This is a genomic window from Streptomyces sp. NPDC059832 (assembly GCF_042731715.1).
Lineage (GTDB): Bacteria > Actinomycetota > Actinomycetes > Streptomycetales > Streptomycetaceae > Streptomyces.
The window spans coordinates 113,084-135,865 of sequence record NZ_JBHWIY010000008.1; the positions used below are offsets into that span (position 1 = coordinate 113,084).

The 22,782-nt window shown below is 73.0% G+C and carries 17 protein-coding genes and 1 pseudogene; 7 read left to right on the top strand and 11 right to left on the bottom strand.

Annotation, left to right across the window (positions count from 1 at the left end):
- Positions 1-205 precede the first annotated feature (205 nt).
- Together glgX and treY are read left to right on the top strand one after the other, a co-directional pair.
- Positions 206-2,371 carry a glycogen debranching protein GlgX gene (gene glgX / locus ACFV8T_RS16485; protein WP_385328046.1) on the top strand — a complete coding sequence of 722 codons (2,166 nt, stop codon included), beginning with the start codon at positions 206-208 and terminating at the stop codon, positions 2,369-2,371.
- Between the two features lie 89 nt (positions 2,372-2,460).
- The gene (gene treY, locus ACFV8T_RS16490; RefSeq protein ID WP_385328048.1) at positions 2,461-4,857 is read left to right on the top strand and encodes a malto-oligosyltrehalose synthase; all 2,397 of its coding nucleotides are present in this window, start codon (positions 2,461-2,463) and stop codon (positions 4,855-4,857) included.
- Here the strand turns inward: treY and ACFV8T_RS16495 are convergent.
- Positions 4,817-5,914, bottom strand: coding sequence for a cytochrome P450 (locus tag ACFV8T_RS16495; protein ID WP_385328049.1), 1,098 nt, complete (start codon positions 5,912-5,914; stop codon positions 4,817-4,819). The genes treY and ACFV8T_RS16495 overlap by 41 nt on opposite strands.
- A gap of 124 nt (positions 5,915-6,038) precedes the next feature.
- Positions 6,039-6,224 (bottom strand): hypothetical protein, encoded by a 186-nt coding sequence (locus tag ACFV8T_RS16500; RefSeq protein ID WP_385328050.1) that lies wholly within the window; start codon positions 6,222-6,224, stop codon positions 6,039-6,041.
- Between the two features lie 5 nt (positions 6,225-6,229).
- Here ACFV8T_RS16500 and ACFV8T_RS16505 point away from each other — a divergent pair.
- A pseudogene (locus ACFV8T_RS16505) lies at positions 6,230-6,448 on the top strand (dihydrolipoyl dehydrogenase); the annotation flags it as partial.
- A 39-nt stretch (positions 6,449-6,487) separates the two neighbouring features.
- Here the strand turns inward: ACFV8T_RS16505 and ACFV8T_RS16510 are convergent.
- Positions 6,488-7,054, bottom strand: coding sequence for a DUF1707 and FHA domain-containing protein (locus tag ACFV8T_RS16510; protein WP_385328051.1), 567 nt, complete (start codon positions 7,052-7,054; stop codon positions 6,488-6,490).
- Positions 7,055-7,274: 220 nt separating this feature from the next.
- Between ACFV8T_RS16510 and ACFV8T_RS16515 the strand changes: the two genes are divergently transcribed.
- A complete protein-coding gene (locus ACFV8T_RS16515; protein WP_385328053.1) occupies positions 7,275-8,228 on the top strand; it encodes a GNAT family N-acetyltransferase in 954 nt (317 codons plus the stop codon).
- Positions 8,229-8,249: 21 nt separating this feature from the next.
- Here the strand turns inward: ACFV8T_RS16515 and ACFV8T_RS16520 are convergent, their stop codons facing one another.
- Positions 8,250-9,374, bottom strand: coding sequence for an alpha-L-fucosidase (locus tag ACFV8T_RS16520; protein WP_385328055.1), 1,125 nt, complete (start codon positions 9,372-9,374; stop codon positions 8,250-8,252).
- A 15-nt stretch (positions 9,375-9,389) separates the two neighbouring features.
- Positions 9,390-10,775 carry a GH1 family beta-glucosidase gene (locus ACFV8T_RS16525; protein ID WP_385328057.1) on the bottom strand — a complete coding sequence of 462 codons (1,386 nt, stop codon included), beginning with the start codon at positions 10,773-10,775 and terminating at the stop codon, positions 9,390-9,392.
- Positions 10,776-10,944: 169 nt separating this feature from the next.
- Between ACFV8T_RS16525 and treZ the strand changes: the two genes are divergently transcribed.
- A complete protein-coding gene (treZ, locus tag ACFV8T_RS16530) occupies positions 10,945-12,768 on the top strand; it encodes a malto-oligosyltrehalose trehalohydrolase (protein ID WP_385328059.1) in 1,824 nt (607 codons plus the stop codon).
- Positions 12,769-12,807: 39 nt separating this feature from the next.
- Here the strand turns inward: treZ and ACFV8T_RS16535 are convergent, their stop codons facing one another.
- From ACFV8T_RS16535 to ACFV8T_RS16550, 4 genes are all read right to left on the bottom strand, one after another.
- Positions 12,808-13,935: a M24 family metallopeptidase gene (locus ACFV8T_RS16535; protein WP_385328061.1), complete on the bottom strand. Its 1,128-nt coding sequence runs from the start codon at positions 13,933-13,935 to the stop codon at positions 12,808-12,810.
- Between the two features lie 71 nt (positions 13,936-14,006).
- A complete protein-coding gene (locus tag ACFV8T_RS16540; protein ID WP_385328062.1) occupies positions 14,007-14,675 on the bottom strand; it encodes a nucleoside/nucleotide kinase family protein in 669 nt (222 codons plus the stop codon).
- A gap of 333 nt (positions 14,676-15,008) precedes the next feature.
- Complete coding sequence (locus ACFV8T_RS16545) at positions 15,009-15,668, bottom strand: LuxR C-terminal-related transcriptional regulator (protein WP_385328064.1); 660 nt, start codon at positions 15,666-15,668, stop codon at positions 15,009-15,011.
- On the bottom strand, positions 15,656-16,963 hold the full coding sequence (locus ACFV8T_RS16550) for a sensor histidine kinase (RefSeq protein ID WP_385328066.1): 1,308 nt from the start codon (positions 16,961-16,963) through the stop codon (positions 15,656-15,658). Before ACFV8T_RS16550 ends, ACFV8T_RS16545 begins: the two co-directional genes overlap by 13 nt.
- A gap of 166 nt (positions 16,964-17,129) precedes the next feature.
- On the opposite strand from ACFV8T_RS16550, the gene ACFV8T_RS16555 reads away from it, so the two are divergent.
- The gene (locus ACFV8T_RS16555; protein WP_385328068.1) at positions 17,130-17,849 is read left to right on the top strand and encodes an ABC transporter ATP-binding protein; all 720 of its coding nucleotides are present in this window, start codon (positions 17,130-17,132) and stop codon (positions 17,847-17,849) included.
- Complete coding sequence (locus tag ACFV8T_RS16560) at positions 17,846-20,524, top strand: ABC transporter permease (RefSeq protein ID WP_385328069.1); 2,679 nt, start codon at positions 17,846-17,848, stop codon at positions 20,522-20,524. The genes ACFV8T_RS16555 and ACFV8T_RS16560 overlap by 4 nt, the downstream gene beginning before the upstream one ends.
- 43 nt (positions 20,525-20,567) lie before the next feature.
- Here the strand turns inward: ACFV8T_RS16560 and ACFV8T_RS16565 are convergent, their stop codons facing one another.
- Positions 20,568-21,500: a LysR family transcriptional regulator gene (locus ACFV8T_RS16565; protein WP_385328070.1), complete on the bottom strand. Its 933-nt coding sequence runs from the start codon at positions 21,498-21,500 to the stop codon at positions 20,568-20,570.
- A 71-nt stretch (positions 21,501-21,571) separates the two neighbouring features.
- Positions 21,572-22,765, bottom strand: coding sequence for a glycine C-acetyltransferase (locus tag ACFV8T_RS16570; RefSeq protein ID WP_385328072.1), 1,194 nt, complete (start codon positions 22,763-22,765; stop codon positions 21,572-21,574).
- Positions 22,766-22,782: the final 17 nt, after the last annotated feature.

The window sequence follows — 22,782 nt, forward strand, 5'->3', positions numbered from 1 at the left end:
CCGGGGAGCCCGATCCCGGTTCCGGGCGACACGGAGAGGCCCGATGTTGACCGGACCGCGTGCCGTGCCGGTCGGTCTTAGGTAGCCGCACCTCTTTCGGGGAAGATCTGGCTCCAGGGCCCGTCCGGCGGATCAGGGCCGGACAGGGTCCAGGGCGTGTCCGCAAGCTCCAGGCACCCGGATCAGAAGTGGAAGAGTCGAGCCTATGCAGGTCTGGCCGGGACAGGCGTATCCCCTCGGCGCCACGTACGACGGCGCCGGGACCAACTTCGCGGTCTTCTCGGAGGCCGCCAGACGAATCGAGTTGTGCCTGCTGCACGACGACGGTTCCGAGACGGCGGTGGAGCTCAGGGAGACCGACGCCTTCGTCCGCCATGCCTATCTGCCCGGGGTGATGCCCGGTCAGCGGTACGGATTCCGGGTCCACGGGCCGTACGAACCGGAGCGCGGCGCCCGCTGCAATTCGGCCAAACTGCTGCTCGACCCGTACGCCCGCGCCGTCGCCGGGCAGATCCGGTGGGGCGAGGCGGTGTACGGCTATCCGTTCGGCCGGCCCGACGCGCGCAACGACCTCGATTCGGCGCCGCACACCATGACCTCGGTCGTGGTCAACCCGTACTTCGACTGGGGCGACGACCGGCGGCCCCGTACGGACTACCACCGCACGGTGATCTACGAGGCCCATGTGAAGGGCCTGACCATGCTCCACCCGGGGCTGCCGAAGGAGCTGCGCGGCACCTACGCGGGGCTGGCCCATCCGGAGGTGATCGCCCATCTGACGGAACTGGGTGTCACGGCCATTGAACTGATGCCGGTCCACCAGTTCGTCCAGGACCACCGGCTGGCCGACGCGGGGCTGGCCAATTACTGGGGCTACAACACCATCGGCTTCTTCGCCCCGCACAACGCCTACGCCTCCTGGGGCGACCGCGGCGAGCAGGTGCTGGAGTTCAAGCAGGCCGTACGGGCCCTGCACCAGGCCGGCATCGAGGTGATCCTCGACGTGGTCTACAACCACACCGCGGAGGGCAACCACCTGGGTCCGACGCTCTCCTTCCGGGGCCTGGACAATGCCTCGTACTACCGGCTCGCGGACGACCAGCGGTACTACATGGACACCACGGGGACCGGGAACTCCCTGCTGATGCGGTCGCCGCACGTGCTCCAGCTGATCATGGACTCGCTGCGGTACTGGGTCACGGACATGCATGTGGACGGCTTCCGCTTCGATCTGGCGGCCACCCTGGCCCGGCAGTTCCACGAGGTGGACCGGCTGTCTTCGTTCTTCGACCTGGTGCAGCAGGACCCGGTGGTCAGCCAGGTGAAGCTGATCGCCGAGCCGTGGGACGTGGGCGAGGGCGGCTACCAGGTGGGGAACTTCCCACCGCTGTGGACCGAGTGGAACGGCAAGTACCGGGACACCGTGCGGGACCTGTGGCGGGGCGAGCCTCGGACGCTGGCCGAGTTCGCGGGGCGGCTGACCGGGTCGTCGGACCTGTACCAGGACGACGGCCGGCGGCCGCTCGCCTCGATCAACTTCACCACCTGCCACGACGGATTCACGCTGCACGACCTGGTCTCGTACAACGACAAGCACAACGAGGCCAACGGCGAGGGCAACCGGGACGGCGAGAGCCACAACCGGTCCTGGAACTGCGGGGTGGAGGGGGAGACCGACGAGCCGGAGGTCCTCGATCTGCGGACGCGGCAGATGCGGAACTTCATCGCCACGCTGATGCTGTCGCAGGGCGTGCCGATGCTGAGCCACGGCGACGAGTTCGCGCGTACCCAGCGGGGCAACAACAACGCGTACTGCCAGGACAACGAGTTGTCATGGGTGCAGTGGCCGGAGCCGGCCGAGGCCCCGGGGGACGAAACGGACGAGACCGCACCGGACGGGGCGAACGGTCCGGGCAGCAGTCTGCTGGAGTTCACCCGGGCGATGGTCTGGCTCCGTCGCGACCACCCGGTCTTCCGGCGCCGCCGGTTCTTCCACGGCCGTCCGGTCGAGGGCACGCACGACGAGCTCTCGGACATCGCGTGGTTCACGCCGGAGGGCAGTGAGATGACGCAGCGGGACTGGCAGGCCGCGCACGCCAAGGCACTGACGGTCTTCCTCAACGGACACGCGATCTCGGAGCCGGGGCCGCGCGGCGAGCGGATCTCCGACGACTCGTTCCTGCTGATGTTCAACGCGAGCGCCGAGACGCTGGAGTTCTCCGTACCGGTGAATCACGGCCGGCAGTGGCTGGTGGTGGTCGACACCGCACGCCCGGTCGGAGTCCTGCCCGGCTCGGGGCCGAAGGTGGCGGGAGGCGATCGGGTGACGCTGGTCGGGCGCAGCATGGCGGTGCTCCAGCGGCCCGCGTAGGGCGTGTCCGGTCACCGGGGACACCGCCGGTCGAGCCCTTTGCGGCGTTCCGTGACACACAAGCCGCCAGGCTGGGTACGAACGTCCGCATGACGCCCACCGCCACCTACCGGCTCCAGCTCCAGCCGGACTTCCCGTTCGCGGCCGCCGGACACGCCGTGCCGTATCTCGCCGCGCTCGGCGTCTCCCACCTCCATCTGTCCCCGGTCCTCGAAGCCGTGCCCGGCTCCCGGCACGGCTACGACGTCGTCGACCACGGCCGGGTCCGTGGTGAGCTCGGCGGTGAGGACGGGCTGCGGGAGCTGGCCCGAACGGCGCGTGAGCACGGTCTCGGGCTGATCGTGGACATCGTGCCGAACCACATGGCCGCCGTCCCCCGCCACAACCGCGCGCTGTGGGAGGTGCTGCGCGAGGGCCCCGGGTCCCCGTACGCCCGCTGGTTCGACATCGACTGGGCGGCGGGCGGCGGCAAGGTGCTGCTGCCGGTGCTCGGCGGACGGATCGGCGAGGAGATCGGCGGACTCCGGGCGGACGGGGACGTGCTGCGCTACGGCGACCAGGAATTCCCGCTGCGGACCGGCACCGCCGGTCTGCCGCTGCCCGAGCTGCTGGATGCCCAGCACTACCGGCTCGGCTGGTGGCGGCTGGCCCGTACCGAGCTGAACTACCGGCGGTTCTTCACGATCTCGGAGCTCATCGGGGTGCGGGTGGAGGACCCCGAGGTCTTCGCCGCCACCCACGGCAAGATCCTCGAACTGGTCCGGGACGGTGTCGTCGACGGGCTGCGCATCGATCACCCCGACGGGCTGGCCGACCCGGCGGCCTACCTGGAACGGCTCTCGGCGGCGGCCGACGGGCGGTGGACGGTGGTGGAGAAGATCCTCACCGGCGGCGAGACGCTGCCCGCGGACTGGGCCGTCGCGGGGACGACCGGCTACGACGCACTGCACCGCGTCGACGGGCTGTTCGTCGACCCGATGGGCGCCGCGGAGCTGGTCGGCCGCTACCGGGAGTACGCGGGACCCGCCGGTGACCGCGGCGGTTACTGGACGGCGACCGTCCGCCGGGCCGCGTACCGGGTGGTGACGCATGAACTGGCCGCCGAGACCGAGCTGCTGACCCGGCTCGCCGTACGGATCTGCGCCGACGACCCCGCGCTGCGCGATCACGCCCCGTGGACGCTGCACGCCGCCGTGCGCGAACTGCTCGTGCGGGTACCCGTCTACCGCCCGTACGCGACGGCCGGCGGGCCCCGCACACGGACGGCCGACGAGACGCTGCCGGACGCGGTCGTACGGGACGCGAAGGCGATGTTCGCCGTGGCGGAGGAGGCGTCGGCCGTCGATGTGGTCCGGGAGCTGGCGCTGGGGCGGCTGGGAGAGGGTCCCGACCGGGCCGCGTTCTGTGCCCGGTTCGCCCAGACCGCCTCCGCGCTGCGCGCCAAGTCCGTCGAGGACACCGCGTTCTACCGGTATGTGCCGTTGATCTCGGCGAACGAGGTGGGCGGCGATCCCGGTCAGCCGGCGGTGACGCCGGAGGAGTTCCATGCGTTCTGTGCCCGGCTGGCCCGCGACTGGCCGGCCACCGGCACGGCGCTGACCACCCATGACACCAAGCGGAGCGCCGATCTGCGGGCCCGGGTCGCGGTGCTGACGGAGTGCCCGGAGTCGTGGTCCGGACTGCTGACGGAGCTGGAGCGGATGACTCCGGCCACCGCTCCCGACGCGCAGCTCGCCTGGCAGGCCTGGCAGACGGCCGTGGGCTGCGCGAAGCTGCCGGGCGGCGAGATGGCGGGCCGGCTGGAGCCGGCGCTGCTGAAGGCGGTGCGCGAGGCCGGGCTCTTCACCAGCTGGACCGAATCCGATCCGGCGTACGAGCGGGCGGTGACGGACTTCGTCGCGGCCGGGCCGGCGGCCGGCTCCGGTCCGGTGCGCGAGACGCTGGAGCGGTTCGCGAACACGCTCGACCCGTACGTGCGGGCCAATGTGCTGGGTGCGGCGCTGGTGCAGCTGACGATGCCCGGTGTGCCGGATCTGTACCAGGGCACGGAGCGGGAGTACGTGGCGCTGGTCGACCCGGACAACCGGCGGCCGTTCCGCGAGCCGTCCGGGGACGGGGCCCGCGGCGAGAAGGGCGAGCTCACGGCGGCCGCCCTGCGGCTGCGGCGCGAACGGCCCGAGGCGTTCGGCGAGTCCGGTACGTACGCCCCGCTGGGCGCGCATGGCCCGGCGGCCGCGCACTGTCTGGCGTTCTGCCGCTCCGGCGAGGTGGTCACCGCCGTGACCAGGCTGTCGTTGCGGCTGGCGGAGTCGGGCGGCTGGCACGACACGGAGCTGGCGCTGCCGGACGACGGGCCGTGGACCGATCTGCTGACACCCGGGCGGGAGTTCGCCGGGGGCCCGGTCGCGCTCGCCGAGCTCTTCGCCGGGCGGCCGGTGGCGCTGCTCAGCCGGGCCGGACGAGGAGGGCCCGCGGACCGCGGGTGAGCAGCCCGGTGCCGGCCGGACGGAATCCGTCCGCCCAGCGGAGCCGGGGCATCGCGTCGAGCAGCGCGCGCAGGCCCTGCCCTGCCTCCAGCCGGCCGAGCAGCACGGCCGGGCAGGACGCGGGGCCGGTGAGGGACCGGCCCTGGTCGCGGCGGAAGGGGTCGAAGAGGTCGGGTGCGGCGAACCGTTCCGGATCGCGGCCGGCCGAACCGATCAGACAGGCGACGTCCGCCCCGGCGGGCAGTGTGCCGCCGCTGAGGGTGACCTCGGCGACGGTGCGGCGCAGCACGACCTGGACCGGCGGGTCGCGGCGCAGTGACTCGGTCCAGGCCCGGTCGGCCAGGGCGGGTGCGGTGCGCAGGGCGGCGAGGAGGTCGGGGGCGTCCAGCACATTGGCGAGGAAGGAGGCGAGCGCGGTCTCGCGGAGGCCGGTGTGCCGGGTGCAGGGTGTGGCAGCGGTGGCTGTCCCACCTGCCGCGCCTGTTGCACCTGTCGTACCTGTCGCGGTGCGGGACAGGCGGAAGGCGTACGGTCGGGCGCTCGCGCCGGGGGCGGCGCCGACGGGCAGCCAACGGCAGAACTCCGCGACGAGGTCGACCTGTTGGCGGCCCGCGAGCCGGCGCGCCAGCACGTACGCGGTCCGCTCGATCCGCGCGACCATGTGACGTGGTACCGATCCGGGGTCCGGCATGTGACATGGCATCGCCCCGGGCGCGGTCGTGTGGTGCCGGCGGGGCGCGCAGTGGGGGCTGCCGTGGCAGAGGCCGAGCGGGGCGGGGCCGCCACGGGGCGCGGCGTCGTGCGGGAGGCCGGTGAACCGGGGGTCGGTGAGCGCCGTGGCCACGTCCGCGTACCGGCTGACCAGCCAGGCGCCCAGGGGCGCGTCGTAGCAGAGCGGGTACTCCTCGCGCAGGACGCGGTAGAGCCGGTACGGGTCGTGCGCCGCGCCGGGTGCGAGCAGGCTGGGGCCGGTGCTCGGGCGGGGGCCGCGCGCCGGCCTGCCGGTCCGACGGCCGAGGTCCGGTGCGGGTATGCCTTCCGGCGCGTCGGCCTGCATCGGTACCCCCGGGACTCAGGGCGCCGGTGTGCGGCGCGGCTTCCCACCAGGGGACCACCCGCGGGGGTGTCGCGCAGTCGGCGTACGGCCGTCCGGGTGACGGCGGTTCGCCCGGTCGGGGGTCTCAGTCCGTCGGTGTCCGGGGGCGGAGCGGCCGGGCGGCCCCGAGCAGATCCGTGAACGCGGCGCCGGCCCCCGTGAGCTCGACGCGGGAGAAGACCGCCAGTCGACGCCGCCAGGGAGGTTCGACGGCGAGGACCGCGAAGTCCTCACCGACCGCTCCCCGGACCACATGCGCCGGAGCGTGCACGGGCGGGCGGCCTGGTGAAGATCGTCGCCGAACGGGGCGGCCGGGTCCTCGGGGTGCATCTCGTCGGTCCGCAGGTCTCCGAGATGATCGCGGAGAGTCGGCTCATCGTCGGGTGGGATGCCGAACCGGCCGACGTGGCCTGTCACATCCACGCCCATCCGACGCTCTGCGAGGCGGTCGGCGAAGCCTTTCTCACCCTCGGCGGACGCGGGCTGCACCAGCGGTCCCGAGCCGGCCGGCTCCCAGCCGGGCGGGCGGGGCCCTCAGTCGGGCGGCGCGAGGACGGGCGCGGAGAGCCGGAAGCTCATCCGTCCGAAGCTCACCTGGTCCCCGTCGCGGACCGGGACCGTGCCGGTGACCCGCTGGCCGTTGACACAGGTGCCGTTGGTCGAGCCGAGGTCACGCAGCAGCCAGCAGCCGCTCCGCACGGTGAGCTCCGCGTGGAGCCGGGAGACGGTCTCGTGGTTGAGCCGCAGGCCGTTTCCGGGATCGCGGCCGATCAGCAGGGGGTTCGGGCTCGGGGCGGGGAGCAGCAGCTTCGGGAGCCGTTCGGTCTGCCAGACCCGGCGCACCCGGCCGGGGAATCCGGACATCCCGCCCACCACCCGGAGTATCCGCCGTGACCAGTGGTTCTCGCCCTCCAGGTCGGCGGTGAGCGCGTCCAGCTCCTCGGAACGCCGGGCGGTGAGGGCCAGTTCCATGCGTCGCACGAAGGTGTCGTGGGACAGTCTGCCCTGTGCCGCGCCGTCTCTGAGCACGCCGAGCACACGATCGCGCTGGGCATCGGACAGCCGCACGGGATACGTGTGGGACTCGAAGGAGGACGTCACGCGGACAATTGTCGGTCCGACCGCCCCGGGGTGTCCAGAACGGGCCCGTGTCCGGCCCTTCGACCGGCGCGGAACACCCCGCGAACGCCTTCGCGGACAGCCCCTCGGAACCCTGCCGCGAATATCCCCGCGCACGGCCGTGGCGACGTTGCTACTGTCTCCCGCCGCGGGCCGCCCGGGATTCACCGGATGGCACTTCCGCGCATCCCGAGGAGCTCGTGTGACCTTTGCACCACAGGAACTGACCATCCGTCCGCTCGCCGGCCCGCACGAGCTCGGGCTCTTCCGCCGGCTGTCGTACACCCTCGATCACGAGCTCGCCGACGACCTGGGGAGCGGGCGTCGTCGCCCCGAGTGGATGTGGGTGGCGATGCGCGGCGAGCACGTGGTGGCACGGATCGCGTGGTGGAGCCGGACCGGAGAGGCGCCGCTGCTCCTGGACTTCTTCGACCTGGACGACACCCTGCCCGAGCCCGAACGCGGCGAGGCGGGCCTGAAGCTGCTGGAGACGGCGACGGCGGCGGTCGTGCCCGCCGGCGCCCCGCGGCCCGAGTACGGACGTTTCGTACCGGCCGACTGGCGCGAGGACCCGGCCGCCCGCGATGCCGTCGAGGCCCGGATCCGGGTCATGGAACGCTCCGGTGCGCGGATGCTGGTCGAGCGGCTCCGTCTGGAGTGGCGTGCCGGTACACCGGTCCCTGCCGACAGCGGTCGGCTCCGGTTCCGCCCGGTCGGCGACCGTGAGGATCTCCTCGCGCTGATGACCCCGGTGATGGAGGGCACCCTCGATGCCCACGGGCAGGCCGACCTGGCGTCCGGGCTCGGTGCCCGCGAGGCCGCCGAGAAGCACTACGACGAGGAGCTGGCCGGGTACGGGACACCGCGCGAGTGGTGGCGCGTCGCCGAGCTCCCGGACGGTGAACCGGTCGGGTTCGTGATCCCGGCACGCAACGACTACAACCCGATCATCGCCTACATCGGTGTGCTGCCCGCACGGCGCGGCCACGGCTACATCGACGATGTCCTCGCCGAGGGCACCAGGGTCCTGGCCGCGCAGGACGGCGTGGAACGGATCCGGGCCGCCACCGACCTCGGCAACGTACCGATGGCCGAGTCCTTCGCACGCCTCGGGTATGTGAACTTCGAGCGCTCCTTCGACATGGTCTGGGACTGATCCGTCCCACCGGCAGGGCGGTTACGCCGACCGCTCCCCCGTGAGTCCGGAGGCGGCTTCCGCCAGCCATTCCAGGCGGAGTTGCTGCTCGGCGGGGATCGTGGCGTCCTCGCCGCGCGGCCCCACGTTGAGCAGCAGATTGCCGCCTCCGGCCGCCGTCTCCCGGACCAGCGTCTCCAGCGCCGCGCGGCCGAGGTACGCCTCGGGCGGGGAGTTGCGGTTGTAGCCGAAGCTGTGGTCGATGCCACGGGTGATCTCGTACGGGTCGGGGCCGCTGTGGCGGGCGAATTCCGGGGTGCGGAAGTCGTAGTACGGGGGCCGGCGCGGGACGAAGCCCTCGCCCCGGGCGGCGGTGCGGCGTTCCCAGCCGTCGTACAGGGCCCTGGCGCCGGGAAGCCGCAGCGCGCGCCACATCGGTGCGTACGGGAACAGCCGGTCGTTGACGACGCCGTGCGGAACGGCGAAGCGGTAGTACTCGATGAGCCGCTGCACATCGGCGCGTGAGCCGGGCCAGGCGATGTCGTTCCAGAGGATGTCGGGGCGGTACCGCCGGATCAGTTCGCGCATCTGGGCGCCCGCGTACGCGGGGTAGCTGCCGCGCGGCACGGCCGAGACGGTGTCCGCGCCGGTTCCTATGGGGCGGTCGTCGAAGGTCCAGTCGAGTCCGCCGGAGTAGTGGACCCCGAAGCGCAGCCCCTCGGCCCGTACGGCTTCGGCGAATTCACCGACGATGTCGCGTGTGGTGTGCCAGCGCGCGCGGTGCGGGTTGGCGACGCCGGAGGGCCAGAGGCAGAAGCCGTCGTGGTGCTTGGTGACGAGGACGGCGTAGCGGGCGCCCGCGGCACGGAAGCCGCGGGCCCACGCGGTGGGGTCCCAGCTCTCCACGGCGTCGTTGAAGTCGTCTCCGAAGGAGGTGTACGGGCGGCTGCCGTAGGTCGCGCGGTGGTGGGCGGAGACGGGGCTGCCGGGGAACCGGAGCGCGTTCTCGTACCACTCGGCGCAGGAGGTCCAGCCGAGCGGCGAGCGGCGGCCGGCCTGCGGGAGTTCAGCCGCGGGGACGTACGGCGGGGCCCAGCCCGGTACGGAGGCGGGCGTCCAGTGCACAAAGATCCCCAGTCCGGCCCGGGACCACCACGAAGCAACCATGCCGCGAAGTATGGATCACGCCGGAGACCCTCCGTCAGGTCGGTGTCCCGGACCGCCCGCCTTCTGTGTGCGGATCAGGTCGCGGTACCAGGCGTAGGAGTCCTTCGGCGTCCGGCGCAGTGTCTCGTAGTCGATGTGGACCAGGCCGAAGCGCTTGCTGGCGCCCTCGGTCCATTCGACGTTGTCGGTGAGCGACCAGGTGAAGTAGCCGCGTACGTCGACACCCGCGTCGATGGCCGTACGCAGGGCCCGCAGATGTCCTTCGAGGTACGCGATCCGGCGGGTGTCCTCGGCGGGCTCGTCGACGGCGCAGCCGTTCTCGGTGATGTAGAGCGGCGGGAGCCGGTCGCCGAAGCGGTCGTGGAGCTGGACGAGGGTCTCGCGCAGGCCGTCGGGGACGACGGGCCAGCCGAAGTCGGTCTTCTCGTAACCCTCTATCTCGCGGATGCCGAAGGGGAGTTCGGCGGGCATCCGGAAGCCGGAGAAGGTCTCCTCGGCGTCGGCGTCGGGGGCGCCGACGAGGGTGGGGTTGTAGTAGTTGACCCCGTACCAGTCGAGCGGGGTGGAGATGGTCGACAGGTCGTCCTCGACCGGGCCCGGCATCAGCGCGGCGAAGTTCTCGTCGGGGTAGCGGCCGGTGAGGACCGGGTCGGCGAACAGCCAGTTGGTGATCGTGTCGTACAGCTCCGCGCCCAGGCGGTCCTCCTCGCGGTCCCCGGCGGTCCAGACGGGGGTGTGCGAGACGGCGATGCCGATGTTGTCCGCGCCCGCGCCGCGCAGCGCGCGCACGGCCAGGCCGTGGGCGAGGAGCTGGTGGTGGGCGGCGGGCAGGGCGTCGAGGAGGAGGGCGCGGCCGGGCGCGTGCTCGCCGAGGGCGTAGCCGAGCATCGTGACTTCGGCCGGTTCGTTGATGGTGATCCACATCGGTACGCGGTCGGCGAGGCGCTCGGCGACGATGCCCGCGTACTCGGCGAAGCGGTAGGCGGTGTCCCGGTTGAGCCAGCCGCCCTCCTCGTCCAGCGGCAGCGGGGTGTCCCAGTGGTAGAGGGTGGGGGCCGGGGTGATGCCGTGGGCGCAGAGTTCGTCGACGAGGCGGTCGTAGAAGTCGAGCCCCTGCGGGTTGACCGGTCCGCTGCCGCCGGGCACCACGCGCGGCCAGCTGACGGAGAACCGGAAGGCGTCGGCGCCGAGGCCGGCCAGCAGGGCGACGTCCTCACGGTAGTGCTGGTGGAAGCCGGTTCCGCGGGTGGTGTCGGTGCCGTCCTTGATCCGTCCGGGCTGCGCGGCGAAGGCGTCCCAGCCGGAAGGGCCCTTGCCGTCGGTGTCGGCCGCCCCCTCGGTCTGGAAGGCGGACGCGGAGGCTCCCCAGAGGAAACCGGGCGGGAACGACGGCACAGTCATCTCGGCCTCCACAGCCGTAAGAGGGAGTGCGTATTGAGCGGAACCTGGCGGGGCAATGATCAGAACCAGACCTTAATCGTCAGTATCGGGCTCGATCCAGTGTCGTGGGCCGGTGATCACGGCTGTTGCCGACGATGGGGCACGGGGGCGAGGAGACGAGGAGCGTTGCATGCTGTTCGAGGTATGGGCACCGGATGCGGACTCGGTCGGGCTGCGGCTGTCGGGTGAGCTGCGGGCGATGGGACGTGATCCAGGGCGGGACGGCTGGTGGACGGCCGAGGCGGAGGCCTCGGACGGGGACCGCTACGGCTTCGTCCTGGGCGGGGACGGGAGCGGCGGGGACGGGAGCGGCGGGGACGGGGACGGCAGCGACGGGGACGGTGCTGACCCGCGCGTGCTCCCCGATCCGCGTTCGCGCCGTCAGCCGGACGGGCCGGACGGCGAGAGCGCCGTCGTCGACCACTCGTTGTTCGAATGGCGCAGCGACTGGGCGGGCCGGGGGCTTCCGGGCGCCGTCCTGTACGAGCTGCACATCGGTACGTACACCGACGAGGGCACCTTCGACGCCGCGGCCGCCCGGCTGGAGCACCTCGTCGAGCTCGGCGTCACCCATGTGTCGCTGATGCCGGTCTGCCCGTTCCCCGGCACCCACGGATGGGGGTACGAGGGGGTGTCGCTCTGGGCCGTGCACGAGCCGTACGGCGGACCGGAGGGGCTCAAGCGCTTTGTCGACACGGCGCACGGTCTCGGGCTCGCGGTCCTCCTGGACGTGGTCCACAATCACCTCGGCCCGTCCGGCAATCACCTCCCGGCCTTCGGCCCGTACTTCACCGCGACCCATCACACGCCGTGGGGCGCGGCGGTCAATCTCGACGCCCCCGGTTCGGACGAGGTGCGGGCGTTCCTGCTGGGCAGCGCGCTCGCCTGGCTGCGGGACTACCGGCTCGACGGGCTGCGGCTCGACGCGGTCCACGCCCTGGCCGACGGCCGGGCGCTGACCTTCCTGGAGGAGCTGTCCACGGCGACCGACGCGCTCGCGGCCGAACTGGGCCGGCCGCTCCCGCTGATCGCCGAGTCCGACCTCTGCGATCCGCGGACCACGACCCCGCGCGAATCGGGCGGCCTCGGCCTGCACGCCCAGTGGAACGACGACTTCCACCACGCCCTGCACTCCGCGCTCACCGGGGAGTCCCAGGGCTACTACGCGGACTTCGCCGCGGCTCCGCTGGCCGCCGTCGCCAAGACCGTGACGAGCGCGTTCTTCCACAACGGCACGTACTCCAGCTTCCGGGGCCGTACCCACGGCCGCCCCGTCGACATCGGCCGCACGCCCGCCCACCGCTTCGTCGGCTACGCCCAGACCCACGACCAGATCGGCAACCGGGCCCTGGGCGACCGGCTCTCCGCCACGCTCTCCCCCGGCCTGCTGGCCTGCGCCGCGGCTCTCGTCCTGACCGGGCCCTTCACGCCGATGCTGTTCATGGGCGAGGAGTGGGGCGCGCGCACCCCCTGGCAGTTCTTCACCGACCACACCGATCCGGCGCTCGCCGAGGCGGTGCGCAACGGCCGGCGGCGGGAGTTCGCGGCGCACGGCTGGGCGGCGGACGACATTCCGGACCCGCAGGACCCGGCCACCCGCAACCGTTCCTGTCTGGACTGGAGCGAGCCGTCGCGGGAGCCGCACGCCCGCCTGCACGCCTGGTACCGCGAGCTGATCGCACTGCGCCACGCCCTGCCCGACCTCCGCGACCCGGACCTGGCGTCGGTACGCACCGCCCACGACGAACAGGCCCGCTGGCTGGCGTACCGCAGGGGCGATCTGCGGATCGCGGTCAACCTCGGCGAGAAGCCGGCCACGATCCCGCTGGGCGGCGGCCGGCGCCGGGGCGGCGGGGACCGGGTGGTGGCGGCGTGGGGGCCGGTGGAGGCCCCGGGCGGCGACGGGCTTCTGCACCTGCCGCCGGAGTCGTGCGTGGTGCTGGCCGACGGCTGAGGGGCGCGGCGGGGCCGGTCCGCCGCGCCCCTCGTCCGGCTATTCGACGATCGCCAGCTCGCGCGCGGTGGTGTTGAGGCGTCGGCCGCCGTCCTCGGTCACGGTCACGATGTCCTCGATCCGCACACCGAACCGGCCCGGCAGATAGATGCCCGGCTCCACCGAGAAGCACATCCCGGGCACCAGCGGCTGCTCCTCGCCCTCGATCATGTACGGCGGTTCGTGGGTGGTGACACCGATGCCGTGGCCGGTGCGGTGGATGAAGCGTTCGCCGTAGCCGAACTCGGTGATGACCGCGCGGGCCGCACGGTCGATCTCCTGGCAGGCGACGCCCGGCCGGACCGCGTTGCAGCCCGCCTCCTGCGCCTCCCGCACGATGTCGTGGACCCGCTGCTCCTCGGCGGTGGGTTCGCCGACGTGGACCGTACGGGAGGTGTCCGAGCCGTAGCCGTGCTTGAGGCCGCCGAAGTCGAGCACGACCATGTCGCCCCGCTCGATGGTGCGGTCGCCGGCCTCGTGGTGCGGATTGGCACCGTTGGGGCCGGAGCCGACGACCGTGAAGTCGACCTGGGAGTGCCCGAACCGCGTGAGCAGCTCGGCCAGTTCGGCGGCGATGTCGGTCTCCTTGCGGCCGGAGAAGCGCACCTTGAGGATCTCGCCGTACGTGGCGTCGGCGGCGGCTCCGGCGGCCGCGAGCCGCTCCAGCTCATGGGCGTCCTTCACCGCGCGCAGCATCGGCAGGGCCTCGGTGAGGGAGACGTACGAGGTGCCCGGCAGGGTGCGTTGCAGCCCGAGCAGATGCATCGCCCAGGCGTTGTCGCTGATCCCGAACCGGCCCGCGCCGTCGAGCAGCGGGGCCGTGACGGCGTAGGGGTCCTTGCCGTCGGTCCAGTCCCGGAGGGTGAGGGCCGGGGCACCGACGGCCTTCTCGGCGTCCGGGGCCTCCAGCGTCGGGACGACGAGGACCGGGTCCTGACCGGCCGTGAGGACGAGGACGGTGAGGCGTTCGGTGTTCACGGGCTGGTAGCCGGTGAGGTAGACGAGATCGGGTCCGGGCGCGACCAGGACGCCCGCGAGTCCGGCCTCGGCGGCGGTGTCGGCCGCACGCCTCATGCGGGCCCGGTAGTCGTCGGCGGTGAACGGTACGGGCTGGTTCTGGCTGGACATGCGGGACCTCCTGGCGACGCGACACGGCACACAGCATCCTGCCTGTCCGCGCCGGTCGACGCGAGTGGGGCTCAGGTTTGCGGATCCGGACGTACGACGAGGTCGGCGCCGTCCCGGCCGCGCTCGACCAGGCGCGCGTTGGCCTCGTCGGACCGCATCACCCAGCGCTCGGCGTACGGCCGCGGCTTCCCGAACCGCACATGCCGCTCGACGAGCCGCCGTACCCGCAGGGCCGGGTCGGTGTCCAGGAACCAGACCTCGTCGAGCAGCCCGCGGACGGGGGCCCAGGGGCCTTCGTCGTGCAGCAGGTAATTGCCCTCGGTGATGACCAGCGGGATGTCCGGGGATACGGGAACGGCCCCGGCGACCGGCTCCTCCAGGGCGCGGTCGAAGGCGGGGGCGTACACGGTGGTTCCCGCTTCCGGTGTGCGCAGGCGTCCGAGCAGGGCCGCGTACCCGGCGGCGTCGAAGGTGTCGGGGGCGCCCTTGCGCGCGGCGCGGCCGAGTCGTTCCAGCTCGGCCTGGGCCAGGTGGAAGCCGTCCATGGGGACGAGGACGGCGAGGCCGTCGAGCGCGTCGACGAGCCGGGCCGCCAGGGTGGACTTGCCGGCCCCGGGCGGCCCCGCGATGCCGAGGATGCGACGGTGCCCGGGGACGGCGAGGCGGCGGGCGCGGGCCGTCGTCCCGGTGGGATCGCTGTCGGCGGTGGGATCGCCGGTGGTGGGGCCGTTCGTGTCCATGCGGGGCATTGTCCCGCAAGGAGAAGAGCCACACATGGGCGTACGCGTCACGTTGCGGCAGCACGTCCCAGTCGCTTCCGCACGCATCGGCCGGGGCGTTGACACAGAAGGCCAGGGCGCGGTGCTCGCTCCCGTTCCACTCCTCGCGGAGCCGGCTCCGGAAGTCGGCCTTCGCTCTCTCGACATCCTGTGCGCCGTGCTCGCCCCTGAGAATCCTTCTCACGACCACGGCCTGCGGCTCAGGCCTGCTCACCATGACGCCCATGGTCTCGGCGTTCCGCGACCGGGACGAGAGGGCCTGCCGGCGCCGGCCCTCCCCACCGCCGCGCCGCGTCAGCGCGCCCCCTTGCCCTCCAGGTACGCCAGCACCGCCAGCACCCGTCGGTGCACCGTGCCGTCGTCGGGTTCCAGGCCGAGCTTGGCGAAGATCGAGCCGATGTGCTTGCTCACCGCCCGTTCCGTCACGACGAGTTCGGCGGCGATGGTGCCGTTCGCCTTGCCCTGCGCCATCAGTTCCAGCACCTCGCGTTCGCGCGGGGTGAGGCTCTGCAGCGGTTCGGCGGACGACTTGCGGGTCAGCAGCTGGGTCACGACCTCGGGGTCGAGCGCCGTGCCGCCGCCCGCCACCCGGTCCAGTGCCTGGAGGAACTGGTCGACCCGGCCGATCCGGTCCTTCAGGAGGTAGCCGATGCCCTGGGCGCCCTGGGCGAGCAGCTCGGCGGCGTAGGTCTCCTCCACATACTGCGAGAGCACCAGGATCGGCAGCTCGGGCAGCTCCGCACGGGCGGCGAGCGCGGCGCGCAGCCCCTCGTCGCGGAAGGTGGGCGGGAGCCGCACGTCGAGCACGGCGGCGTCCGGGCGGTGTTCCAGCAGGGCGGGCAGCACCTCGGGCCCGGTCGACGCGGCGGCCACCACCTCGTGGCCCGAGCTGGTGAGCAGCAGGATCAGCCCCTCCCGCAACAGCGCGTTGTCCTCGGCGATCACGATCCGCACGGCAGCTCCACTTCGATGTCCGTCGGCCCCCCGATGGGGCTGCTGATGCGGGTGGTGCCGTCCAGGGCGGCGATCCGCCGCCTGATGCCGACCAGCCCGCTGCCGGACCCACCCCGGTCCGTGGCCTGCGTGGGCCGGGGGCTCGGACGATCGCCGCCGGTGGAGGGCTTCTCCGAGGTTCCGTACCGTTCGCCCGCGCCGCCGTGCCCATTGTCGCTGATGGTCACCCGCAGGGTGCCGGGGGTACGTTCGATGCGCACGGTGGCGGCCGTCGCACCGCTGTGCTTGCTGATGTTGGTGAGGGCCTCGGCGATGACGAAGTAGGCGGCGGCCTCGATCGCGGCCGGAAGCCGCCGGCCGTCCTCGACGCCGTCCAGCTCCGCGGTGACGGGCACGCCCGCATCGGCGGCCAACGCCCGTACCGCGCCTGCCAGTCCGCGGTCGGTCAGCACCGGCGGATGGATGCCGCGCACCACGTGCCGCAGTTCGGCGAGAGCCGCCTCCGCACCGTCCTGCGCCTCGTCCAGACGGATGCGCGCGGTGCCCGGGTCGCTGTCGAGGAGTTGTCTGGCGAGGCCGATGCGCAACGACAGGGCGACGATCCTGGCCTGGGCTCCGTCGTGCAGATCACGTTCGATGCGCCGCAGTTCGGCGCCGTGTGCCTCGACCGCACCGGCCCGGCTCTCGGTCAGCTGGGTGATCCGTTCGGCGAGCGCGGCCGACGGCGACGTGGTGAGCAGGGAGCGGGTCCATTGCGCGGACAGGTCCGCGAGTACGCCGTGCCAGCGCAGCACCCACCCCTGCCGCTCGGGCAACGGGGTGCCGTACTCGTCGGCGGCTCGCCGGTCCAGCAGATGCACGACCGTCAGCGCGACCCCGTCCACCAGGAGTCCGACCGGCCACAGCACCATCGCGAGGTAGCCGAGGGCATTGCCCATGAGTGCCTGGAAGGGCAGCCAGAGCGCGTCGCGCCAGACCGTCGGATCGGCGAGCACCCGCCGGACCCGCTCGGAGAGTTCGGCGCTGTCCAGCGACGGATACTGCGTCGGGGTGAACGGAACGCCCAGCCGCGCCGCGGCCCTGCGTCGCTCGGACTCCGCGAACCGGCGCAGCACCTTGGCGGCCTCCGGCAGCGCGGGCAGCCCGATGAGCACGGTGGCGAACAGCAGGACCGCCACCACCAGGAACGCGCTCACATACGCGAGCAGCGCGACCGCGATGCCGACGGCCAGATAACGCGACGCGTCCCACGAACGCCGGATGGCGGCCGTCAGCGGGGCGGGAGTGGTGCTCATGACGCAGAACGTTACGGGGCTTCGTCCGTCGCCGGAGTGGAGCCCTCCCCCGGGCCGGGGTGGAGCTGGCTGCACCCCCGTTCCGGGACCGCGCACCCTCGCTCGGCCGGTCTCCGGTTCGTAGCGTTTACCCAGGTCAGAAGGTATGCGGCGGGGCAGAGAAGGAATGGTGGAGTCAACGGTGGACGCGATCACAGCGGTGCGGTCGTCCGCGCTGAGGCTGGAGTCGGTGAGCCGGCGCCACGGCCGGCGCGGCCAGGAGACGACCGCGCTCGACGCGGTCAGTTGCGTGGTCCCGGCCGGGAGCTTCACCGCGGTGGTGGGCCCCTCGGGCTCGGGGAAGAGCACATTCCTGCAGTGTGCCGCGGGTCTGGACCGTCCGACATCGGGCACGGTACGGATCGGGAACACCGATCTCGGTGCGCTCTCGGAGGCCGCGCTGACCCGGTTGCGGCGGGACCGGATCGGCTTCGTCTTCCAGTCGCACGCCCTCAATCTGATGCCTTCGCTGAGCATCGAGGAGAACGTCGTGCTGCCGCTGGTGCTGGCGGGCGCCGACCCGGCGGACGAGCGGGTGCTGACCCGCGGGCGGGACCTGCTGGCCCGGGTCGGCCTGGCGGACCGCGGCGCGCAGGGTCCCGCGACGCTCTCCGGCGGGCAGCAGCAACGGGTGGCGGTGGCACGGGCGTTGGTGACCGAACCCGAGGTCATCTTCGCGGACGAGCCGACGGCTTCCCTGGACCCGGAGGCGGCGGCCCTGGTGCTCGGTCTGCTGCGGGACGCGGTGCGGATCGACGGCCGTACGGTCGTCATGGTCACCCATGATCCGGTGGCGGCGAGCTGGGCGGACACCGTACTGACGATGGACGGCGGCCGGCTGCGATGAACAGGACCAAGGGCAGCAGGGCCAAGGAGAGCAGGAGCGAGGGGAGCGGGACCGGGAGCGAAGAGGCGGCGCGGCCCCGGCCGGATGCGCGGACCGGCGTCCGACGGGCGTCGGCGTTTCTCGCCCGGCGTTCGCTGAAGGCCCATCGCCGGGCCTGGGGCGCGGTGTTCACGGCGACGACGGCGGCGGCCGCACTGATCGGCGCCTTCGCCCTCGTCGTCGGTTCGCTGCTGCTGGCGCAGCCGCCGGTGGAGCGTTACGCGGGGGCCGACGCGGTGGTGGCGGCCGACCAGAAGGTGACGTACACGGCGAAGCCGTGGGGCAGCAAGCCGAAGACCGCGACGACGTATCTGCCGGAACGGGTGCGGCTCGACCGCTCCGTGGTGGCGAAGGCCGCCGCCGCGCACGGCGTCGCGAAGGCCGTCGCGGACGATTCGGTACCGGTGACCGTGGGCGGCGAGGGCGGCGCGGCTTCGGGCCTCGGCCGTTCCTGGGCGGCCGCCGCGCTCACCCCGTACCGGCTGACGGACGGACACCCGCCCAGGTCGGCCGGCGAGGTGGTCATCGACAGCGCGCTGTCGGCGGCCACCGGGAGCGGGACCGGTGACCATGTGACATTGCAGGTCGACGGGGCTCCCCGGCCGTACACCGTCAGCGGTGTCGTAGGCGCCGGTCTCCGGGGCGGCTCCCCCGCCGTCTTCCTCACCGAGCGGCACCTCACCGCCCTGGCCGGGCACCCCGGCACGGTGGACGCGGTCGGCATCGTCGCCGAGCCGGGGGTCTCCGCCGACGCGCTGCGGGCTTCGCTGGAGGAGGCGTTGCCGGACCGCTCCCGTGGCGACCACGAGGTCCGGGTGCTCACCGGCCCGGAGCGCGGGCAGGCCGAGCACCCGGACGCGCTCGGCGCCCGAGGCGAACTGCTGCCACTGCTCGCCTCCATCACCGCAACGGTTTTCATGGTGGCGCTCCTGGTGATCGCCACCACCCTCTCCCAGGCGGTCCACCAGCGCTCCGGTGAACTGGCGCTGCTGCGTGCCATCGGAGCGACGCCCCGGCAGCTCAGGTCGGCCGTCGGCCGCGAGGTGAGCCGGGTGGCCGGTGCCGCGGCGGTGCTGGGCGGGGTCGGTGCCGTACCTCTGGGGCTGCTGATGCGGTCGCTCCTGACGACGGACCCGCTGCCACTGCCCATGCCGGTGTGGCTGCCGTTCGCCGCGGCAGCCACGGCGGCGTCGCTCGTCGCGCTCGCCGCCCGTCCGGTGTCGGTCCTCGCGGCCAGGTCCATCACCGGGCTGCGGCCCGCCGCGGCGCTGGGCGCGGCCCGTGCGCCCGAGCCGAGCGAGCCGGGACGGGTGCGTACGGTCGCCGGAGCGGTACTGGCCATGGCGGGCGTCAGCGCGGCCGGTGCGGCGACGGCGCAGGGCGGGCAGGCCGCCGCGGTGGCCGCGTCGGGTGCGGCGACATCGATGATCATCGCCGTGGCGCTGCTCGGTCCGTGGATCGCCCGGGTGGCAATGAGGGTCCTCGGCACGCCGGTACGACGCGTCGGCGGGGTCTCCGGCTTCCTCGCCGCCAAGTCCGCCGCCGCGCACAATCGGCGCCTCGGTGCGGCGATCACCCCGATCGTGCTGGTCGTCGCGTTCGTCTGCGTACAGCTGGCGGCGGGCTCGACGCTGGAGCGGGCCGCCGACCGGCAGGCCGGTGCCGCGCTCCGGGCCGACCTGGTGGTGACGGGCCCGGCCGCCGGACTGCCGGACGGTGCGGCTCGGGCCGTGCGCGGGGCACCGGGGGTGGCGGCGGCGACCGGTGTGCTGCGCTCCGGTGTCGTCCTCGCGCATCGTGAGATGGGTGATCCGAAGCTGGACCGGTTCCCGGTGCTGGGGGTGACGGCGGACCAGCTGTCCGGCACGCTCGATCCGCGGGTCACCGCGGGCGATCCGGCGGACCTCACCGGCCGGGGCACGGTGGCGGTCGGCGAGGACCGGGCCGCCGATCTCGGTGTCGGCGTCGGCGACCCGGTGGAACTCCGTCTCGGCGACGGCACCGAGGTGCGACTCCGTGTGGTGGCGCTCTACGAACGGGCGCTGGGACTCGGTGAGTTCATGCTGCCGCGCGAGGCACTGGCCGGGCACGTCTCGGCCCTTCGCGACCAGCTGATCCTGATCCGTTCGACGGACGGCACGGCGGCCTCCGCCGCCACCGCCGCTTCGGTACGACGTGCGCTCGCCCCGTACACGGGTGTGCGGGTCCGTCCCGCGACGGCCGACGACGTACGGATCGCACCGTCGTCGTCGGACCAGGACAACGCGATGGTCATCATCGGTGTCGGGGTGATCGGTGGCTTCGCGCTGCTCGCGGTGATCAGCACGCTGTCCCTGATCACGGTGGGCCGCCGCCCCGAGTTCCGGCTGCTGCGGATGGTCGGTGCGGGCCGCCGTCAGGTGCGGCGGATGCTGGTGCTGGAGACGGGACTGGTGGCGGTGGCCGGGCTGGCGATCGGCACACTGGTCGCGGCGGTACCGCTGGTGGCGTTCGCGGTGTCGACGACCGGTTCGGTGCCGTATCTGCCACCGGTGCAGTACGGGGTGCTCGCCCTGGCCGTGACCGTCGCGGCGGGTGCGGGGACGCTGGGGCCGGCATCGTCCGGTGGCCGGTTCGTCCTCGGGCGCCGCAGGTGAGGACGGCTCCCGTGGTCCCGTCCGGCAGCCGCGGGGCAGCGCGTCACGGCGCTGCGGGCAGGGGCAGCGCTCCCTCCCGTACCGCCGCCGCGGCCAGTGCGTCGAGCACCGGGGCGATCAGCGGATGTCCCTCCGCCCCCTGCCGCACCGCGGCGAAGACCCGGCGGGTCGGCGCGCTGCCCTCCACCGGCCGCACCACCACGCCCGTCAGCTCCATCCCCAGCAGCGCCGACCGCGGCACCAACGCCACCCCGGCCCCCGCCCCGGCCAGCGCGACCACCGCGCGGAAGTCGTCCGAGGAGTGCTCCAGCCTTGGCTGGAAACCGGCGAACTCGCAGGACAGGACCACCACGTCGTGGCAGGGGTTGCCGGGGTAGGGGCCGATCCACGCGTCCTTCTCCAGGTCGGCGATGGCCACCTGTGTCCGGCCGGCCAGCCGGTGCCCGACCGGCAGCACCGCGTCGAAGGGCTCGGAGTACAGCGGCACCCGGGTCAGCCGGCGGTCGTCCTCGCCCGGGGCGCCCCGGTACTCGACGGCGACGGCCACGTCGACCTGCCGGTCGAGCACCATCGGCACACTCGCGTCGCCCTCGGCATCCTGGACCCGGACCCGGATGCCGGGCGCGGTACGCGTCAGTTCGGCGATGGCGGGGGCGAGGACCAGGCCGATGCCGGTGGCGAACGCGGCGACGGTGACCGTGCCCGCGTCCCCCGCGCTGTAGGCGGCGAGCTCCGCCTCGGCCCGTTCCAGCTGGGCGAGCACCGCGTTGGTGTGGGTCAGCAGGATCTCCCCGGCGGGGGTGAGCCGGGCGCCGCGCGCGCCCCGTTCGACGAGCCGGTGTCCGGTCTCCTGCTCCAGCGCGGCGAGCTGCTGGGAGACCGCGGAGGGGGTGAGGTAGAGCGCGGCGGCTGCGGCCGTCACCGTGCGGTGGTCGGCCACCGCACGGAGGATCCGCAACCGCCGTGAATCGATCATGTGACCCATTGTCCCAGGTCACGGAGGGAACCCCGCCGCCGGGCGGGGCTCCCGGGTGAGGCCCCCGGGTGCTACTCCCCCAGCGCGGCCCGCGCGTCGACGAACGCGTCCACGGCCCGGTTCACGTCCTGTGTGGAGTGCGCGGCGGAGAGCTGGACGCGGATCCGGGCCGCGCCCTGCGGGACGACCGGGTAGGAGAACCCGATCACGTACACACCGCGCTCCAGGAGGAGCTCCGCCATCCGGCCTGCCTTCGCCGCGTCCCCGATCATGACGGGGGCGATGGCGTGGTCGCCGGGCAGGATGTCGAAGCCCTCCTCGGTCATCCGGGTACGGAAGAGCGCGGTGTTGGCGTTGAGCTGCTCGCGCAGGTCGCCGGCGGCCTCCAGCAGGTCGAGGACCTTGAGCGAGGCCGCCGCGATGACCGGGGCGAGGGAGTTGGAGAAGAGGTACGGGCGGGAGCGCTGGCGCAGCAGCGCGACGATCTCGGCGCGCGCCGCGACATAGCCGCCGGACGCGCCGCCGAGCGCCTTGCCGAGGGTGCCGGTGATGATGTCGACCCGGTCCATCACGTCGTGCAGCTCCGGCGTGCCACGGCCGCCGGGGCCGACGAAGCCGACGGCGTGCGAGTCGTCGACCATGACCATGGCGTCGTAGCGCTCGGCCAGGTCGCAGATCTCGCGCAGCGGCGCGACGTACCCGTCCATGGAGAACACACCGTCGGTGACGACGAGCCTGCGCCGGGCGCCGGACGCCTCCTTGAGCTGCTTCTCCAGGTCGTCCATGTCACGGTTGGCGTAGCGGAACCGCTTGGCCTTGGAGAGGCGGATGCCGTCGATGATGGAGGCGTGGTTGAGGGCGTCGGAGATGACCGCGTCCTCCGGGCCGAGGACGGTCTCGAAGACACCGCCGTTGGCGTCGAAGCAGGAGGAGTAGAGGATCGTGTCCTCCTGGCCGAGGAACGTGGAGAGCCGCTGCTCCAGTTCCTTGTGGACCTCCTGGGTGCCGCAGATGAAGCGGACCGAGGCCATGCCGTAGCCCCAGCGGTCCAGCGCCTCGTGGGCGGCGGCGATCACCTCGGGGTGGTCGGCGAGGCCCAGGTAGTTGTTGGCGCAGAAGTTGAGCACCTCACCGGGCCGGCCGCCCGCGGTGACGGCGACCGACGCGGACTGCGGGGTGCCGATGACGCGCTCGGGCTTGTGCAGTCCGGCGGCCTCGATCTCTTCGAGGGTGGTGCGCATGTCGTCGCGTACGGAGTCGAACATGAGGGGTGTCTCCCAGC

Coding starts and splice junctions, on each gene's coding strand:
- glgX (WP_385328046.1), top strand. CDS start 206: ATGCAGGTCTGGCCGGGACAGGCGTATCCCCTCGGCGCCACGTACGAC.
- treY (WP_385328048.1), top strand. CDS start 2,461: ATGACGCCCACCGCCACCTACCGGCTCCAGCTCCAGCCGGACTTCCCG.
- ACFV8T_RS16495 (WP_385328049.1), bottom strand. CDS start 5,914: ATGCAGGCCGACGCGCCGGAAGGCATACCCGCACCGGACCTCGGCCGT.
- ACFV8T_RS16520 (WP_385328055.1), bottom strand. CDS start 9,374: ATGGTTGCTTCGTGGTGGTCCCGGGCCGGACTGGGGATCTTTGTGCAC.
- ACFV8T_RS16525 (WP_385328057.1), bottom strand. CDS start 10,775: ATGACTGTGCCGTCGTTCCCGCCCGGTTTCCTCTGGGGAGCCTCCGCG.
- treZ (WP_385328059.1), top strand. CDS start 10,945: ATGCTGTTCGAGGTATGGGCACCGGATGCGGACTCGGTCGGGCTGCGG.
- ACFV8T_RS16535 (WP_385328061.1), bottom strand. CDS start 13,935: ATGTCCAGCCAGAACCAGCCCGTACCGTTCACCGCCGACGACTACCGG.
- ACFV8T_RS16540 (WP_385328062.1), bottom strand. CDS start 14,675: ATGGACACGAACGGCCCCACCACCGGCGATCCCACCGCCGACAGCGAT.
- ACFV8T_RS16550 (WP_385328066.1), bottom strand. CDS start 16,963: ATGAGCACCACTCCCGCCCCGCTGACGGCCGCCATCCGGCGTTCGTGG.
- ACFV8T_RS16555 (WP_385328068.1), top strand. CDS start 17,130: ATGGTGGAGTCAACGGTGGACGCGATCACAGCGGTGCGGTCGTCCGCG.
- ACFV8T_RS16560 (WP_385328069.1), top strand. CDS start 17,846: ATGAACAGGACCAAGGGCAGCAGGGCCAAGGAGAGCAGGAGCGAGGGG.
- ACFV8T_RS16565 (WP_385328070.1), bottom strand. CDS start 21,500: ATGATCGATTCACGGCGGTTGCGGATCCTCCGTGCGGTGGCCGACCAC.
- ACFV8T_RS16570 (WP_385328072.1), bottom strand. CDS start 22,765: ATGTTCGACTCCGTACGCGACGACATGCGCACCACCCTCGAAGAGATC.